Below are 13,369 nucleotides of genomic sequence, written 5' to 3' on the forward strand. Positions count from 1 at the left end.
CTTTGCCGGGGGTACGACGACGTGCAGTTTCCCAGCCGTCGCCCATTTTGATGCCACGGCCCGGGTTGAGGATGTTGCTCATGCGGCCGAAGTGTTCGTCGGAGCAGGCGAGGGCGCGGCCACCGTTGAGGGCTGCGGCCAGATCCACTTGCTCGTTGTCGCCAACAGCCGACCAGTCGCGGAACGGAATACCGTACACGCGCAGACGGGCGACACCGCCGTCCGGGTAGATGTTGAAGCGCAGGTGGCTGAACGCTTTGTCGTTGCTGATTTCGTGGTAGTGGTGGCTGTTGCCTTGCAGCTCGACGGCTGACAGCACTTCAGTCCACTGGGTGTTTTCGTCCGGTTCGCCCGAGGCCAGGAAGCACGCTTCCAGCGAGGCCGATGGCGGGAAGTTGCCGGTGAAGAATGAAGTGTCGATGTCCACGCCTTTGATCGAACCCGGTACGCCCAGGCGGATCACCGCGCTGTCGTAGCCCTCAAAGCGCTTGCGGCGCGATTCCCAGCCGTCCATCCACTTGCCGTTGTCGTCGAACACACCCTCCTTCCACACGGCCGGGGTCGGCTGAAACAGACGATTGGCGTCTGCGAACCAGTCATCGGTGACCGAGATGATTTTGGTGCCCAGACGGGCATCGGCCAGGTTGACGAACTTCTCGAAAGGTACGGCGTAAGCTTTCATTCTTCTTGTCTGCCTTTAATAAGTTGGCTGGGGATGCTTGCAAGACCCTGGGTACTCTCCGCGTCTGATGTACTCGGGTCAGGCTTCGCTAAAGAGTCAGTAAACGGAACAGGGCGATCTTGTTGATCTCCGCCAGCGCGCATTTGAATTCGGTGTCGACCGAGTTGTGAATGCGCGTTTCGAACGCCGCGAGGATCTGATGCCGGTTGCTGCCTTTTACCGCCATGATGAAGGGAAACTTGAACTTGGCCTTGTAGGCGTCGTTCAGCTCGGTGAAGCGCTGGAACTCTTCGGCCGTGCATTGGTGAATACCGGCGCCAGCCTGTTCATGGGTGCTGGCTTCGGTCAGTTGGCCCTGGACGGCAGCTTTGCCGGCCAGGTCCGGGTGAGCATTGATCAGTGCCAGTTGACTGGCGTGATCGGCGCTCAACAGGATGTCGCTCATGCGCTGGTGCAGGGTTTCGATCTCGTCGATCGAAGCGTCCACTCCCAGGTCGTAGGCCTTCTCGGCCACCCATGGCGAATGTTCGTAGATGTCGGCGAAGGCTTTGACGAAAGCGTCGCGGCTCAGGGTCGACGGTTGCAGGGTTTGAAAGCGGCTCATTTAGCGGCCCCTTGGTACGGATGGGTTTCGTGCCAGTGACGTGCGATGTCGACGCGACGGCTGAACCACACCTGTTCATGACCTTTGACGTATTCGATGAAGCGTTTGAGCGAGGCGAGACGCCCCGGACGGCCGATCAGCCGGCAGTGCAGACCGATCGAAAGCATCTTCGGCGCTTCGGCGCCCTCGGCGTAGAGCACGTCGAACGCGTCCTTGAGGTATTCGAAGAAATCGTCGCCCTTGTTGAAACCCTGCACCTGGGTGAAGCGCATGTCGTTGGTGTCGAGGGTGTAAGGGATCACCAGGTGCGGCTTGCCGGTCGGGTTGTTCGGTTCCCAGTAAGGCAGGTCGTCGTCGTAGGTGTCGCAGTCGTAGAGGAAACCGCCTTCTTCCATCACCAGCCGACGGGTGTTCGGGCCGGTGCGGCCGGTGTACCAGCCCAGTGGGCGCTCGCCGGTGAGTTCGGTGAGGATGCGGATCGCTTCGAGCATGTGCTCGCGTTCCTGCGCTTCGTCCATGTACTGGTAGTCGATCCAGCGGTAGCCGTGGCTGCAGATCTCGTGACCGGCTTCGACCATCGCGCGGATCACGTCCGGGTGGCGCTGGGCGGCCATGGCTACGGCGAAGATGGTCAGTGGAATGTCGAATTCCTTGAACAGTTTCAGAATCCGCCATACGCCGGCGCGGCTGCCATACTCGTAAAGCGATTCCATGCTCATGTTGCGCGCGCCTTGCAGCGGCTGGGCGGCAACCATTTCGGAGAGGAAGGCTTCGGATTCTTTGTCGCCGTGCAGGATGTTGCGCTCGCCGCCTTCTTCGTAATTGAGCACGAAGGACAGGGCGATGCGCGCGTTGCCCGGCCAGTGTGGGTGAGGAGGGTTACTGCCGTAACCGATCAGGTCGCGTGGGTAGTCAGCGCTCACTGCAGTCTTCCTTCTTATTCGTTGACAGGTTTGTGTAACGGCCTGCACAGGCTGGCCTCACAGCGATGGGCTGATTGTATACAACTTTATTCTCAATTTGTAAGCCTGAATTTTCGCATTTTTCACCGACTGTCATCTTTTGCTGCTAATGGCGTGAACCTGCAAGAAACCTGCCTGACCAGTCAGCTAATGGATGTAAGGTTCAATAGACAGGCGCTTGAGGGGCAGATTGGCTGTAAATGCCCGAATGGCGGAGGTGAGGTGAAAAATGTCGTTTTTATTGTGTACAATTTTTTTGAAAAGTGTCTTAATCAGTCGCTCGCCGCAACTTTTCGTGCTCCGAATCGGTGCGGTCTCCTTTTTACCTGACTTCGGGAGGCGCGAAGTCTGACTGCTCTATGCGGCCAGGCGCGCAGAATCAATGGGACGTTTGACAACACACGTTTTGGACGCTGCACACGGTTGCCCGGGCAGCTCGATCAAGGTCGAGCTGTACCGCGTTGAAGGTTCGCATCTGGAATTGGTCGCCAGTGCAATCACCAACAGCGATGGCCGGGTCGATGCGCCGCTGCTGCAAGGCGATGAATATCGCACCGGGGTCTATCAGGTGCAGTTTCATGCCGGCGATTACTACCGCGCCCGTGGTGTACAGCTGCCGGAGCCGGCGTTTCTGGATGTGGTGGTGCTGCGTTTCGGCATCTCCGCCGAACAGGATCACTATCACGTGCCACTGCTGATCTCGCCTTACAGCTATTCCACCTACCGGGGCAGCTGACCCCCAAGCAGCTGCCCCCACCGGGAAGCGACTGCGCATATAGCTTCTTTGGTCTTTCGCCCGCTCACACTGCGGGCTTTTTTTCGGCCCTGAAAAAGTGGTGTCTGGTCTGACGCCATCGCTGGCAAGCAAGCTCCCACAGTGTCCGGGTCGTACACGAAAAATGTGAAGACCCCCGAACCTGTGGGAGCTGGCTTGCCAGCGATGCTTTTAGCGGCTCAACAGAGAAGCAGCGCCAGCCCCACTGAACAACCCGGCACTCACCCGGTTGAACCAGCTCTGCCCCTTGCCGCTACGCAGATAGCGCGCCGCACCATGCGCACCCAGCCCGTAAGCCAGTTTGCAGCACAGGTCGAGCACCACCCAGGTCGCGATCATGATCAGCAGCTGCGGCAGGAACGGTTGTTGCGCGCTGAGGAACTGCGGCAGAAACGCGGCGAAAAACAGAATGTCTTTCGGATTGCTCGCGCCCAATACAAAGGCCCGGCCGAACAGTGTGCGAAAACGCGGCACTGGCGCGGCCTGCGGCACTTCGGCGCCCACCGACGGCTGACGCGATTGCTGCCAGCTCTGCCAGGCGAGGTAGAACAGGTACAGCGCGCCGACGATCTTCAGGGCGCTGAACAATTGCTCCGACGCCAGCAGCAGGGCGCCGAGGCCCAGCGCCGACGCACTGAGCAGGCAGATCGAGGCGATCACGCCGCCGAGAAACGCCGGATAAGAGCGGCGCAAGCCGTAGTTCAGACTGTTGCTGATCATCAGCAACGACAGTGGTCCCGGAATCAGGATCACCACCAATGCAGCGCCGCTGAACAGCAGCCAGGTTTCCAGACTCATCACTTTGCTCCTTTTTTTGTTGTACTAAGAATGTGCAAAAGCCCCACCCGCGAGGGTGAGGCTGGTTTGACGCTTGAACAGCGTGACGCTTACAAGAAGATGAACTTGGCGATGAAGATCGCGCAGAGCACCCACAGGCTGACGGAAATTTCCTTGTACTTGCCGGTACCGGCCTTCAACGCCACGTAGGTGATGAAGCCCAGCGCAATGCCGTCCGCGACCGAGAAAGTCAGCGGCATCATGATCGCGGTGACAATCGCCGGAATCGCATCGGTGGCTTCGTCCCACTCGATGTGGGCCATGCCGCCCATCATCAGCATCGCGACATAAATCAGCGCACCGGCGGTGGCGTAGGCCGGAATCATCCCGGCCAGCGGTGCGAAAAACATCGCCGCTATAAATAGCACACCCACGGTGACTGCGGTAAGACCAGTCCGACCACCAGCCGCTACACCCGCGGCACTTTCCACATAGCTTGTAACCGGAGGGACACCGACCACCGCGCCGAAGACGCTGGAGGCGCTGTCGGCTTTCATCGCCCGGGAAAGGTTTTCGATACGCCCGTCAGCGTTGACCAGATTGGCGCGCTGGGCCACACCCATCAGCGTGCCGGCGGTGTCGAACATGTGCACGAAGAGGAAGGCCAGCACCACGCTGATCATGCTGACGTTGAACACACCGGCGACGTTCATTGCCATGAAGGTCGGTGCCAGGCTTGGCGGGGTCGACATGATCCCTTCGTAGTGCACGATGCCCAGGCCCCAACCGGCGAGGGTCACGGTGATGATGCTGATGAGGATCGCGCCGAAGACTTTGTGGTAGCTGAGGATCGCGATCATCAGGAAGCAGATCGCCGCCAGCAGCGGGCCGGGTTCACGCAGGGAGCCGAGTTTGATCAGGGTGGCCGGGCTGTCGACGACAATGCCAGCGGTTTTCAGACCAATCAGCCCGAGGAACAGGCCGACGCCAGCGCCCATCGCAAAGCGCAGGCTGACCGGGATGCTGTTGAGCAGCCATTCGCGAATCCGCGAGAAGGTCAGGATCATGAACAACACACCGGAAACGAACACCGCACCAAGCGCGGTTTCCCAGTTGTAGCCCATGGTGCCGACCACGGTGTAAGTGAAGAAGGCGTTGAGGCCCATGCCCGGTGCCAGGCCCACCGGCCAGTTGGCGTACAGGCCCATCAGCAGGCAGCCGAGTGCGGCGGCGATGCAGGTGGCGACGAAGGCTGCACCGTGATCGATCCCGGCATCGGCCATGATGTTCGGGTTGACGAAGATGATGTAAGCCATGGTGATGAAGGTTGTCAGACCGGCAATCAGCTCGGTCTTCACCGTGGTGCCATGCAAGCTGAGTTTGAAGATGCGCTCCAGCACGCCTGTGCGTAAGGGCGGCGAGAGTTCCAGCGTCGATGCTTCGGATTTGCGGCTTTCCACAGCGAGTACTCCTCAAGAGTTTTATTGTTATTTCCAGGGCCGGACCCATGAGGGGTGGCAGCAGCCCTTTGAGGCATACGCGAATTTGTTGACCATGCGGTCAGGAACTCGCACGCAGTGGATTATGCTTTTGTGTACAAATAAAGCAAATATTGTTTTTGGTTTTGTTTACGAAAGGTCAGGCGATAGGGATATATCGCCTTCAGAGACCCCATCGCTGGCAAGCCAGCTCCCACAGGGTTCGTGGGTTTCTTCACATCTGTGTACGCCGCTGCCCTTGTGGGAGCTGGCTTGCCAGCGATGAGGCCAGTCCAGTCAATCCAGATGTGACTGAGTGCTCCCGAGCGCCATATTCACCGCCAACCACCCATTCACCGCCGCCTCCCCAGCTTCAGCAAACACCCGCTCGAGCAACTTCACCTGTTCACGCCGTAACGCCTGCTCAAACTTCGCACCTTCAACGGTCAATTCCAGCAGCCGCTTACGCTTGTCTGCCTCCGACGCCACGCTCTCCACCAGATGCATTTCCTGTAACTGGCGCAACGGCATGTTCAGCGCCTGCTTGCTCACGCCGAGCAATCCCAGCAATTCCTTCACGCTCAAATTCGGATAACGCGCGATGAAAAACACAATCCGCTGATGCACCCGGGACAGGCCACGGCGCTCGAGCATTTCATCGGCTTTGGCGGTGAACGCCTGATAGCCGAAGAAAAACGCTTCCATCGCCTGTTGCTGGCTGGCGGGGTTTTTAAGGTCAAGCATGTTGACGTACTCGCTCAAGCTGTCGTAGTTTCGGTCAAGCAGTTTGACTCATTTTTCCCAGGCCTCGCTACCGGTGACTCCCATGGCTTTTTCCGAACGTGTCTCGCGCCTTAAAAGTTCTCTGATCCGTGAAATCCTCGCCGCCGCCCAGCGCCCGGAAGTGATGTCGTTCGCCGGAGGTCTGCCGGCCGAAGCCATGTTGCCGAAAGTTGAATGGGCCGACATGCCGCTGGCCCTCGGCCAATACGGCATGAGCGAAGGCGAGCCGGCGCTACGTGAAGCGCTGGCGGCGCAGGCGAGGGCGTTGGGTCTGGCGTGCACGGCGAGTCAGGTGCTGGTGGTCAGCGGTTCCCAGCAGACCCTCGATCTGGCGGCCAAGTTGTACATCGATAAAGGCACCGAAATTCTTCTGGAGGCGCCAACCTACCTGGCCGCGTTGCAGATCTTCCAGCTGTTCGGCGCCGATTGCCTGACCGTGCCGCAAGAGGCCGACGGCCCGAATCTGGCCCAACTGCGCAGTCGCCTGGAGCAGCATCGCCCGGCGTTCATCTACCTGATCCCGACGTTCCAGAACCCGTCCGCCGTGCGCTACAGCGAAGCCAAGCGCGCCGCCGTCGCCGCGTTGCTCGACGAATTCGGTGTGACCCTGATCGAAGACGAGCCGTACCGCGAACTGACGTTCGATGGCGGCAGCGCCAAACCGATTGCCGGACGCCTGAAAAAGGCCAGCTGGATCTACACCGGCACGGTGTCGAAAACCTTGCTGCCGGGTTTGCGCGTCGGCTACCTGATCGCTAGTCCGGACCTGTTTCCGCATTTGCTCAAGCTAAAACAGTCGGCGGATCTGCACACCAACCGCATCGGCCAGTGGCAGGCGCTGCAATGGATCGGCACGGAAAAATATCAGCAGCATTTGAGTGAATTGCGTGGCTTCTATCGCGAGCGCCGCGATGCGTTTCAAGCGGCGCTGGAAAGGCATTTTTCCGATCTGGCGGACTGGAACATGCCGCAGGGTGGGTTGTTTTTCTGGCTGACCTTGAAGCAGCCGCTGGATACGCGAACTTTGCTCAACGAGGCGCTGGCCAATGATGTGGCGTTCATGCCGGGTGAGCCATTCTTTCCCGAACCGGATAAAAACCTCGGGCACCTGCGTTTGAATTTCAGCCACATCGACCCGGCGCGACTGGATGAGGGGCTCAATCGTCTGGCGGCGGTGGTGAGGCAGGCGCAACTTGAGAAAGCGGCCTGAAAAACGAATAAACCGGCTTGAGGGCCGGTTTATTTTTGTCTGAGTAATGTGCTGTTCTTGCGGTCCTTATCGCTGGCAAGCCAGCTCCCACAGGTTTTGTGAACGCCACAGATTATTGTGGGAGCTGGCTTGCCAGCGATGGGGCCATAAGCAACACAACATCAATATCAGACCGCCGCAAATCGCTTATCCAGATAATCAATGATCACCTTGGACTCATACATCCACGTCGTCTGCCCATTCTCTTCAATGCGCAGGCACGGCACCTTGATCTTGCCGCCCTGATCCAACAGCGTCTGGCGATCCTGTTCATTGTTCTTCGCGTCCTTCAGTGCGACCGGCACATTCAGGCGACGCAGCGTACGACGGGTTTTCACGCAGAACGGGCAGGCGTGGAACTGATACAGGGTCAGGCCTTTGGCGGCGGCGTTGACTTGCGCCTGTACCTCGGCCGGGCGCTGTTTCTTGCCCGGGCGGGTGATGAAGTCAATGAAAATGATCAGTTGGCCAAGGCCGACACGAAGCGCTTTTACGAACACGTTGAAAGCCTCACGGTGCGAAGAGAGAAGGGCGCGCAGCTTACCCGATTTTTCACGGGCGAAAAAAAACCGGCGATCAACGCCGGTTTTTTTCTGCAGCCGATTACTTGATCAGGCTGAGGAACTCGCTGCGAGTCGCCGCGTTTTCGCGGAACTCGCCGAGCATCACCGAAGTGATCATCGACGAATTCTGTTTCTCGACACCGCGCATCATCATGCACATGTGCTTGGCCTCGATCACCACGGCAACGCCCAGCGCACCGGTGACCTGCATCACCGCATCAGCGATCTGGCGGCTGAGGTTTTCCTGGATCTGCAGGCGGCGGGCGTACATGTCGACGATTCGCGCGACCTTCGACAGGCCCAGCACCTTGCCGCTCGGGATATACGCGACGTGGGCCTTGCCGATGAACGGCAGCAGGTGGTGTTCGCACAACGAGTACAGCTCGATGTCCTTGACCAGCACCATTTCGCTGTTGTCGGAGCTGAACAGGGCACCGTTGGTGACCTCTTCGAGCGTCTGTTCATAACCGCGGCAGAGGTACTGCATGGCTTTGGCGGCACGCTTGCGCGTGTCGAGCAGGCCCTCGCGGGAGACGTCCTCGCCCAGTTGGCCGAGACTCGCGGTGTAATTCTGTTCCAGGGACATGAAACTACCTGTGGGGATTTTCGCAAAGGGCAAGGGTACGGTGGCGGACACAACCCTGCAAGTTCGGTGTAACGCGATTATTCGTCGCGGCCTTCCATCATCGTGCGTTTGAGCATCACGTACACCGCGCCCGCACCGCCGTGTTTCGCCTGGCACGAGGTGAAGCCGAGCACTTGCGGATGCTGACGCAGCCAGGTGTTGACGTGGCTTTTGATCATCGGCCGCTTGCCGTCCAGGCGCACGGCCTTGCCGTGGGTGACGCGCACGCAGCGGATTTCGAATCTGGTCGCTTCGGCGAGAAAGGCCCAGAGGGTCTCGCGGGCTTTTTCGACGGTCATGCCGTGCAGGTCGAGGCTGCCTTCGAACGGGATCTGGCCGACCTTGAGCTTGCGCATCTGGCTTTCCTGCACCCCGTCTCGGGCCCACATCAACTCGTCTTCGGGGCCGACGTCGATCACGAACTGATCGGACAGGCCATCCACGGTGGTGGTCTCGGTGCGCACGGTGGCGGACTGGCGCAGTTTGGCGATCTGCGCGCGGTCGGCCTTGGGTTTGCCGGTGTCGGCGCGGTCGTGCTTGATCGGCTTGACGCCTTGGATCGCACTTTTGAACAGGGAAAAATCGTCGTCTTGCATGTCAGCCTCCGCGAAGGGCGGCCAGTTTACCCAAGTCGAAACAAAACGGCCCGGCAAAAAGCCAGGCCATCACCTCAGTCGTGTTTTTTCATCAGGTGCGGGGACATGTTCAGTTCCCGCGATTGCCGGGCGCGGCGCCGGCATCGACGCCATAGCGCCACACCGAAGTACAGGAACAACAAGCCGACCGCAAGAATGATCGCCGAACCCATCGGCGTGGCATTCAGGTCGCCGAGCGCTGGTGGGCGCCCCAGCAGGCTGGCGGCCCCGGCCATCGCCAGCAGCACACCGAACGTCGCCAGAATGGCGGCGATCGCTGCGCCGAATCGAAAACGCCAGTTGCTTTGGCCTTTGGGCCGCAAGCGGCGTGCGTCAAATCCATCGGATAACTTCATTCCGACCTTCCTCAATGGGTATCGGCCCTTCGACCGGGAGTTGACCGGGTTGTTCCTGAGGCTAAGGCAATTGCAGCAAATGCGAGGCTTTTGCGGATGAGCGGCGCGGTGAGCCGCTCATCAGAGCAGATCAGATCAGATCTTGCGTCAGGGCGAGGGTGGCGAAGTTGTCGGCCATGATCGCCATTTCCGCTTCCTGGACCACGGCGGCGCTGAGCACGCGGCCCTTGAACGGCAGGTCACGGGTGGCGCAGGCGTCTTCGACCAGGGTGCAACGGAAGCCCAGGTTTTTCGCTGCGCGCACGGTGGTGCTGACGCTGGAGTGGCTCATGAAGCCGCAGACGATCAGGTCCAGCGAGCCAAGATTCTGCAGACGGTCCAGCAGTTCGGTGCCGTGGAACGCGCTCGGCAGCAGTTTGCCGATGATGGTTTCATCACCCTGCGGCTCAAGGCCAGGGATGAACTCGCCGCGCTCGCCCTGCGGGTCGAACAGGCCACCGACGGTGCCGAGATGACGCACGTGCACGATCGGCCGACCGGCTGCACGGGCCGCAGCGACCAGTTGTTTGATGTTCGCGACGGCCGCGTCCATGCCGCTCAGGGCCAGCGGGCCACTGAGGTACTCTTTCTGGGCATCGATGATGACCACGGTGGCATGGCTCAGGGTGGCCGCTGCGTAACCGCGGCCGCTGAGTTGAAACATCGTTTTTGGAACGGACATTCGGGGCTCCTTGGGGTGGGGCTTTTGCGGCATTGTCCTCTGGCTGAGCGGTTCTGTGAACCGCTACCATCGTAGGCAGCGTCGTTATTGGCCTGCAGCCTTGTCAAGTTACACGTTCTGTTCAATGGCTGATGCAAAAAACAGAAAAGTCCTACTGTCGCTCGACTGATTTTCCTGCGTCGTCGGCGCGCGTTTTGGCTGGTAGAATCGCCAGTCGTTTTTTCTGGAGTTCTGCCCCGTGATCACTTCCCGACTTCGTACCCTGCGCGACCACATCCGTTGGGCCGTCAGCCGCTTCCATGGGGAGGATCTGTTTTTCGGCCACGGCACCGACAACGCCTGGGATGAAGCCCGGCAGCTGGTGCTCGGAGCCTTGCACCTGCCGTGGGAGATCGCCGACAGCTACCTCGACTGTGCGCTGGAAGACGACGAACTGGTCAACCTGCAACGCCTGCTCAAGCGTCGCATCGAAGAACGCATCCCGACCGCGTACCTGTTGGGTGAGGCATGGTTCTGCGGCATGTCGTTCATCGTCGATGAGCGCGTGCTGATCCCGCGTTCGCCGATTGGCGAGCTGATCGAAAACCGCTTCGCACCGTGGATCGGCGACGAGCCGGCACGCATCCTCGACCTGTGCACCGGCTCCGGCTGCATCGGCATCGCCTGCGCCTACGAGTTCCAGAACGCCGAAGTGGTGCTGGCGGACCTGTCGTTCGAAGCGCTGGAAGTGGCCAACCAGAACATCGAGCGCCATGGCGTCGATGAGCGTGTTTACACCGTGCAGGGCGATGGTTTTGATGGCTTGCCGGGGCAGCGTTTCGACCTGATCGTGTCGAACCCGCCGTACGTTGACGCAGAAGATTTCGCCGACATGCCGGAAGAATACCAGCACGAACCGGAGCTGGGCCTGGCCTGTGGTGAAGACGGTCTGAACCTGGTACGGCGGATGCTCGCCGAAGGGGCGGATCACCTGACCGAGAAGGGGCTGCTGATCGTTGAGGTGGGCAACAGCCAGGTGCACGTCGAAGCGCTGTACCCGGAAGTCGACTTCGCCTGGCTCGATTTCGAGCGCGGCGGGCATGGCGTGTTCATGTTGACCGCAGAACAGTGCCGCGATCATCAGGCCCTGTTCGCTTCCCGCGTTTGACCTGACTGACTTCTGTGGCGAGGGAGCTTGCTCCCGCTGGTCTGCGAAGCAGACCCAAAATATGCAATGACGGTGCACCAGACATACCGCATGCGCATGTTTTACGACTGCTTCGCAGCCGAGCGGGAGCAAGCTCCCTCGCCACAGGTCATCGCTGATTTCAGCGGTGCGTAGCAATCCAGATCAACAACCCCGCCTGAAACACCGCAAACGCCACCAGACACGTAATGGTGAAGCGCAGCCCGGCGTCTTCACGCTTGAACTTGCTGACTTTGTCTTCCTGCTTCTTCAGCTTCACTTCCTGCTCGGCCAGATTTTGCTCGGCCTGTTGCAGCATCTGCGCCGCTTCGAGAATCTCGACGATCTGCAGCTTTTCGCTGTTCCAGTCGCCCAGCAAGTCACCGACCTGCACCTCTTTGACGCTGCCCTTCAAGTGCTGGGCATCGGCGTACACCACATCAAAACCGTGCACACGCAAGAAGTGATCGCGGCGCAGACGGGTGTCTTCGTTCAGCGCGTCCTTGTTGTTCAGGTCGATGCCGTCGACGGTGTAGGCGGGCCAGCGTTTTTTCGCCCAGTTGATGCCTTGCGCGGCCATGAAGCGGCCGATGCCACGGTTCAACGGTTCGATTTGCAGACCGCTGTCGGGGCCGAAATGCACACGTTTGCTGGTGTGATTGACCCACACGTCGAGGTGGTTCTGCTCTTTGCGCACGCGCTGGCCGGGCAGTTTGATCGCCATGCGCATCAGGCTGTGTTCTTTGCTGTTGCGCTCGGCATAGCCGAACTCGACAAAGCGCAACGGCCGGCCACCGGTATGACGGTCAGTCTGCAGGGGCGCCAGGCGGAGCATCTTGTGGTGCTCGACGCTGACGTCCGCCCATGGCAGCTCGACCGCTGGCGGTGCGTCTTTTTCAGCGGTGGTGTCGGGTGAAGTCGGGGTATCAGTCATAACGGCGAGATCCTGTCCAAGCCCTGCTTGTCGCCAGCCGATACGCTGGCGACAAAGGCTTATCGGCCGTTTTTTGCCGGACTGGAGGGCAAACTGCGGTTAACGGTTGCGAATGCCGTCAATAAATTCGATGAGTTTGCCGCCCAGTTCCGCCGCTAGTGGCAAATTGGGGTCCTTGTAGGAGGCCAATTGCCGCTTCACATCGGCGGGGACGATGCGCATGACGTGGTTCATGCCTTCGATCACCACCAGTTCGGCGTCGGGTTTCGCGGCTTTCAGCGCCTGCGCATCGCCGACGCCGACCTGCATGTCGTTGCTGCCCTGAACGATCAGCGCCGGCATCTTCAGTTGCGCAAAAGCCTTGGCCGGGTCCTGGCGGAACAGCGAAATCAGGTACGGCTGCACGCTCGGGCGGAAGATCGGTTGCAACGGCGCCGGCACGTCGGCATCGGTGTGACCAGCCTTGAGGCTGTCGAGAATCTGGTTACTTCGCAGCATCAACGGTGGCGGCAGGCTGCGCGCCAGTTGCTCGCGGATCACCTGATCCACCGGGCGCGCGCTGCCGGACAGCGAAATCAGCGCAGCAGCATCTGCGCGAGGAGCGGCGAGGGTGGCAATCAGGGCGCCTTCACTGTGACCGAGCACAATCAGCGGGCCGAAGCGCGGATCGCTTTTCAGCTTCTGGCTCCACGCTACAGCGTCGTCAACGTAGCCTTCCACCGACAGATTGCGCTCGTCAGGCGTGGCCGGCCGGCTCGCAGCCACCCCGCGCTTGTCGTAGCGCACGCTGGCGATGTTGTGTTTGGCCAGTACCCAGGCCAGCCGCTTGAGGCTGTCATTGCGCCCGCCATCGGGGTTGTTGCCGTCACGATCCGTAGGACCGGAGCCGGCAAGGATCAGGACAACCGGCACCGGGCTGTCGGATTTTGGCAGCAACAGCGAGCCGAAAAGTTCACCGTTACCGGTGTCCAGAGAGATCGGGCGCTGCAGGACAGTCGCGTGGGCAAAGCCGGTAAACAGGGTAAGACTCAAGATCAGAACTCGCAGCATCATCACGCCA

General features: G+C 60.0%; 16 protein-coding genes. 3 read left to right on the plus strand and 13 right to left on the minus strand.

The annotated features are described in order from the left end of the window. The 3 genes from alc to puuE all read right to left on the minus strand — a co-directional run. Positions 1-682: allantoicase (alc, locus tag ACIP8I_RS13590; protein ID WP_400761752.1), on the minus strand; the 682-nt coding region annotated here is incomplete at its 3' end. 88 nt (positions 683-770) lie between these two features. Next, entirely contained in the window at positions 771-1,286 is a 516-nt protein-coding gene (gene uraD, locus ACIP8I_RS13595) for a 2-oxo-4-hydroxy-4-carboxy-5-ureidoimidazoline decarboxylase (RefSeq protein WP_041068835.1), read from the minus strand. Next, positions 1,283-2,209: an allantoinase PuuE gene (puuE, locus tag ACIP8I_RS13600; protein ID WP_400761755.1), complete on the minus strand. Its 927-nt coding sequence runs from the start codon at positions 2,207-2,209 to the stop codon at positions 1,283-1,285. Before puuE ends, uraD begins: the two co-directional genes overlap by 4 nt. Before the next feature lie 421 nt (positions 2,210-2,630). Between puuE and uraH the strand changes: the two genes are divergently transcribed. Further along, a complete protein-coding gene (uraH, locus tag ACIP8I_RS13605; protein ID WP_400761758.1) occupies positions 2,631-2,984 on the plus strand; it encodes a hydroxyisourate hydrolase in 354 nt (117 codons plus the stop codon). A gap of 210 nt (positions 2,985-3,194) precedes the next feature. Here uraH and ACIP8I_RS13610 read toward each other — a convergent pair whose 3' ends face one another. The 3 genes from ACIP8I_RS13610 to ACIP8I_RS13620 all read right to left on the minus strand — a co-directional run bounded on the left by ACIP8I_RS13610 (position 3,195) and on the right by ACIP8I_RS13620 (position 6,022). Beyond that, positions 3,195-3,821 (minus strand): LysE family translocator, encoded by a 627-nt coding sequence (locus ACIP8I_RS13610; RefSeq protein ID WP_064586707.1) that lies wholly within the window; start codon positions 3,819-3,821, stop codon positions 3,195-3,197. A gap of 89 nt (positions 3,822-3,910) precedes the next feature. Further along, positions 3,911-5,260, minus strand: a complete 1,350-nt coding sequence (locus ACIP8I_RS13615; protein WP_027613339.1) for an NCS2 family permease — start codon at positions 5,258-5,260, stop codon at positions 3,911-3,913. A 315-nt stretch (positions 5,261-5,575) separates the two neighbouring features. Beyond that, positions 5,576-6,022, minus strand: coding sequence for a MarR family transcriptional regulator (locus ACIP8I_RS13620; RefSeq protein ID WP_367083932.1), 447 nt, complete (start codon positions 6,020-6,022; stop codon positions 5,576-5,578). Positions 6,023-6,104: 82 nt separating this feature from the next. Here ACIP8I_RS13620 and ACIP8I_RS13625 point away from each other — a divergent pair, with 82 nt between their 5' ends. Then, positions 6,105-7,271 carry a PLP-dependent aminotransferase family protein gene (locus ACIP8I_RS13625; RefSeq protein ID WP_400761763.1) on the plus strand — a complete coding sequence of 389 codons (1,167 nt, stop codon included), beginning with the start codon at positions 6,105-6,107 and terminating at the stop codon, positions 7,269-7,271. 167 nt (positions 7,272-7,438) lie between these two features. On the opposite strand, the gene ACIP8I_RS13630 is transcribed toward ACIP8I_RS13625, so the two are convergent. The 5 genes from ACIP8I_RS13630 to ACIP8I_RS13650 form a co-directional block, all read right to left on the minus strand. Beyond that, positions 7,439-7,810 (minus strand): glutathione S-transferase N-terminal domain-containing protein, encoded by a 372-nt coding sequence (locus ACIP8I_RS13630; RefSeq protein ID WP_007960660.1) that lies wholly within the window; start codon positions 7,808-7,810, stop codon positions 7,439-7,441. A 103-nt stretch (positions 7,811-7,913) separates the two neighbouring features. Next, positions 7,914-8,459, minus strand: a complete 546-nt coding sequence (folE, locus tag ACIP8I_RS13635; RefSeq protein ID WP_400761766.1) for a GTP cyclohydrolase I FolE — start codon at positions 8,457-8,459, stop codon at positions 7,914-7,916. Positions 8,460-8,536: 77 nt separating this feature from the next. Then, a complete protein-coding gene (locus tag ACIP8I_RS13640) occupies positions 8,537-9,094 on the minus strand; it encodes a Smr/MutS family protein (protein WP_367083934.1) in 558 nt (185 codons plus the stop codon). A 74-nt stretch (positions 9,095-9,168) separates the two neighbouring features. Next, positions 9,169-9,489, minus strand: coding sequence for a hypothetical protein (locus tag ACIP8I_RS13645; RefSeq protein ID WP_007914024.1), 321 nt, complete (start codon positions 9,487-9,489; stop codon positions 9,169-9,171). A 130-nt stretch (positions 9,490-9,619) separates the two neighbouring features. Further along, positions 9,620-10,210, minus strand: a complete 591-nt coding sequence (locus tag ACIP8I_RS13650; RefSeq protein WP_003223193.1) for a cysteine hydrolase family protein — start codon at positions 10,208-10,210, stop codon at positions 9,620-9,622. Between the two features lie 238 nt (positions 10,211-10,448). On the opposite strand from ACIP8I_RS13650, the gene prmB reads away from it, so the two are divergent. After that, the gene (gene prmB, locus ACIP8I_RS13655; protein ID WP_400761770.1) at positions 10,449-11,357 is read left to right on the plus strand and encodes a 50S ribosomal protein L3 N(5)-glutamine methyltransferase; all 909 of its coding nucleotides are present in this window, start codon (positions 10,449-10,451) and stop codon (positions 11,355-11,357) included. Positions 11,358-11,517: 160 nt separating this feature from the next. Here prmB and ACIP8I_RS13660 read toward each other — a convergent pair whose 3' ends face one another. Next, a complete protein-coding gene (locus tag ACIP8I_RS13660; RefSeq protein ID WP_007960673.1) occupies positions 11,518-12,309 on the minus strand; it encodes a hypothetical protein in 792 nt (263 codons plus the stop codon). 99 nt (positions 12,310-12,408) lie between these two features. After that, complete coding sequence (locus ACIP8I_RS13665) at positions 12,409-13,362, minus strand: alpha/beta fold hydrolase (protein WP_367083936.1); 954 nt, start codon at positions 13,360-13,362, stop codon at positions 12,409-12,411. Positions 13,363-13,369: the final 7 nt, after the last annotated feature.

It is taken from the genome of Pseudomonas sp. NPDC088414 (genome assembly GCF_044753325.1).
GTDB lineage: Bacteria > Pseudomonadota > Gammaproteobacteria > Pseudomonadales > Pseudomonadaceae > Aquipseudomonas.

What these genes read in the sequence shown, in the direction of transcription:
- ACIP8I_RS13640 (WP_367083934.1), bottom strand. Translation starts at nt 9,094, where the DNA reads ATGCAAGACGACGATTTTTCCCTGTTCAAAAGTGCGATCCAAGGCGTC.
- ACIP8I_RS13620 (WP_367083932.1), bottom strand. Translation starts at nt 6,022, where the DNA reads ATGCTTGACCTTAAAAACCCCGCCAGCCAGCAACAGGCGATGGAAGCG.
- ACIP8I_RS13665 (WP_367083936.1), bottom strand. Translation starts at nt 13,362, where the DNA reads ATGATGCTGCGAGTTCTGATCTTGAGTCTTACCCTGTTTACCGGCTTT.
- folE (WP_400761766.1), bottom strand. Translation starts at nt 8,459, where the DNA reads ATGTCCCTGGAACAGAATTACACCGCGAGTCTCGGCCAACTGGGCGAG.
- ACIP8I_RS13610 (WP_064586707.1), bottom strand. Translation starts at nt 3,821, where the DNA reads ATGAGTCTGGAAACCTGGCTGCTGTTCAGCGGCGCTGCATTGGTGGTG.
- ACIP8I_RS13625 (WP_400761763.1), top strand. Translation starts at nt 6,105, where the DNA reads ATGGCTTTTTCCGAACGTGTCTCGCGCCTTAAAAGTTCTCTGATCCGT.
- ACIP8I_RS13660 (WP_007960673.1), bottom strand. Translation starts at nt 12,309, where the DNA reads ATGACTGATACCCCGACTTCACCCGACACCACCGCTGAAAAAGACGCA.
- uraH (WP_400761758.1), top strand. Translation starts at nt 2,631, where the DNA reads ATGGGACGTTTGACAACACACGTTTTGGACGCTGCACACGGTTGCCCG.
- uraD (WP_041068835.1), bottom strand. Translation starts at nt 1,286, where the DNA reads ATGAGCCGCTTTCAAACCCTGCAACCGTCGACCCTGAGCCGCGACGCT.
- ACIP8I_RS13650 (WP_003223193.1), bottom strand. Translation starts at nt 10,210, where the DNA reads ATGTCCGTTCCAAAAACGATGTTTCAACTCAGCGGCCGCGGTTACGCA.
- ACIP8I_RS13645 (WP_007914024.1), bottom strand. Translation starts at nt 9,489, where the DNA reads ATGAAGTTATCCGATGGATTTGACGCACGCCGCTTGCGGCCCAAAGGC.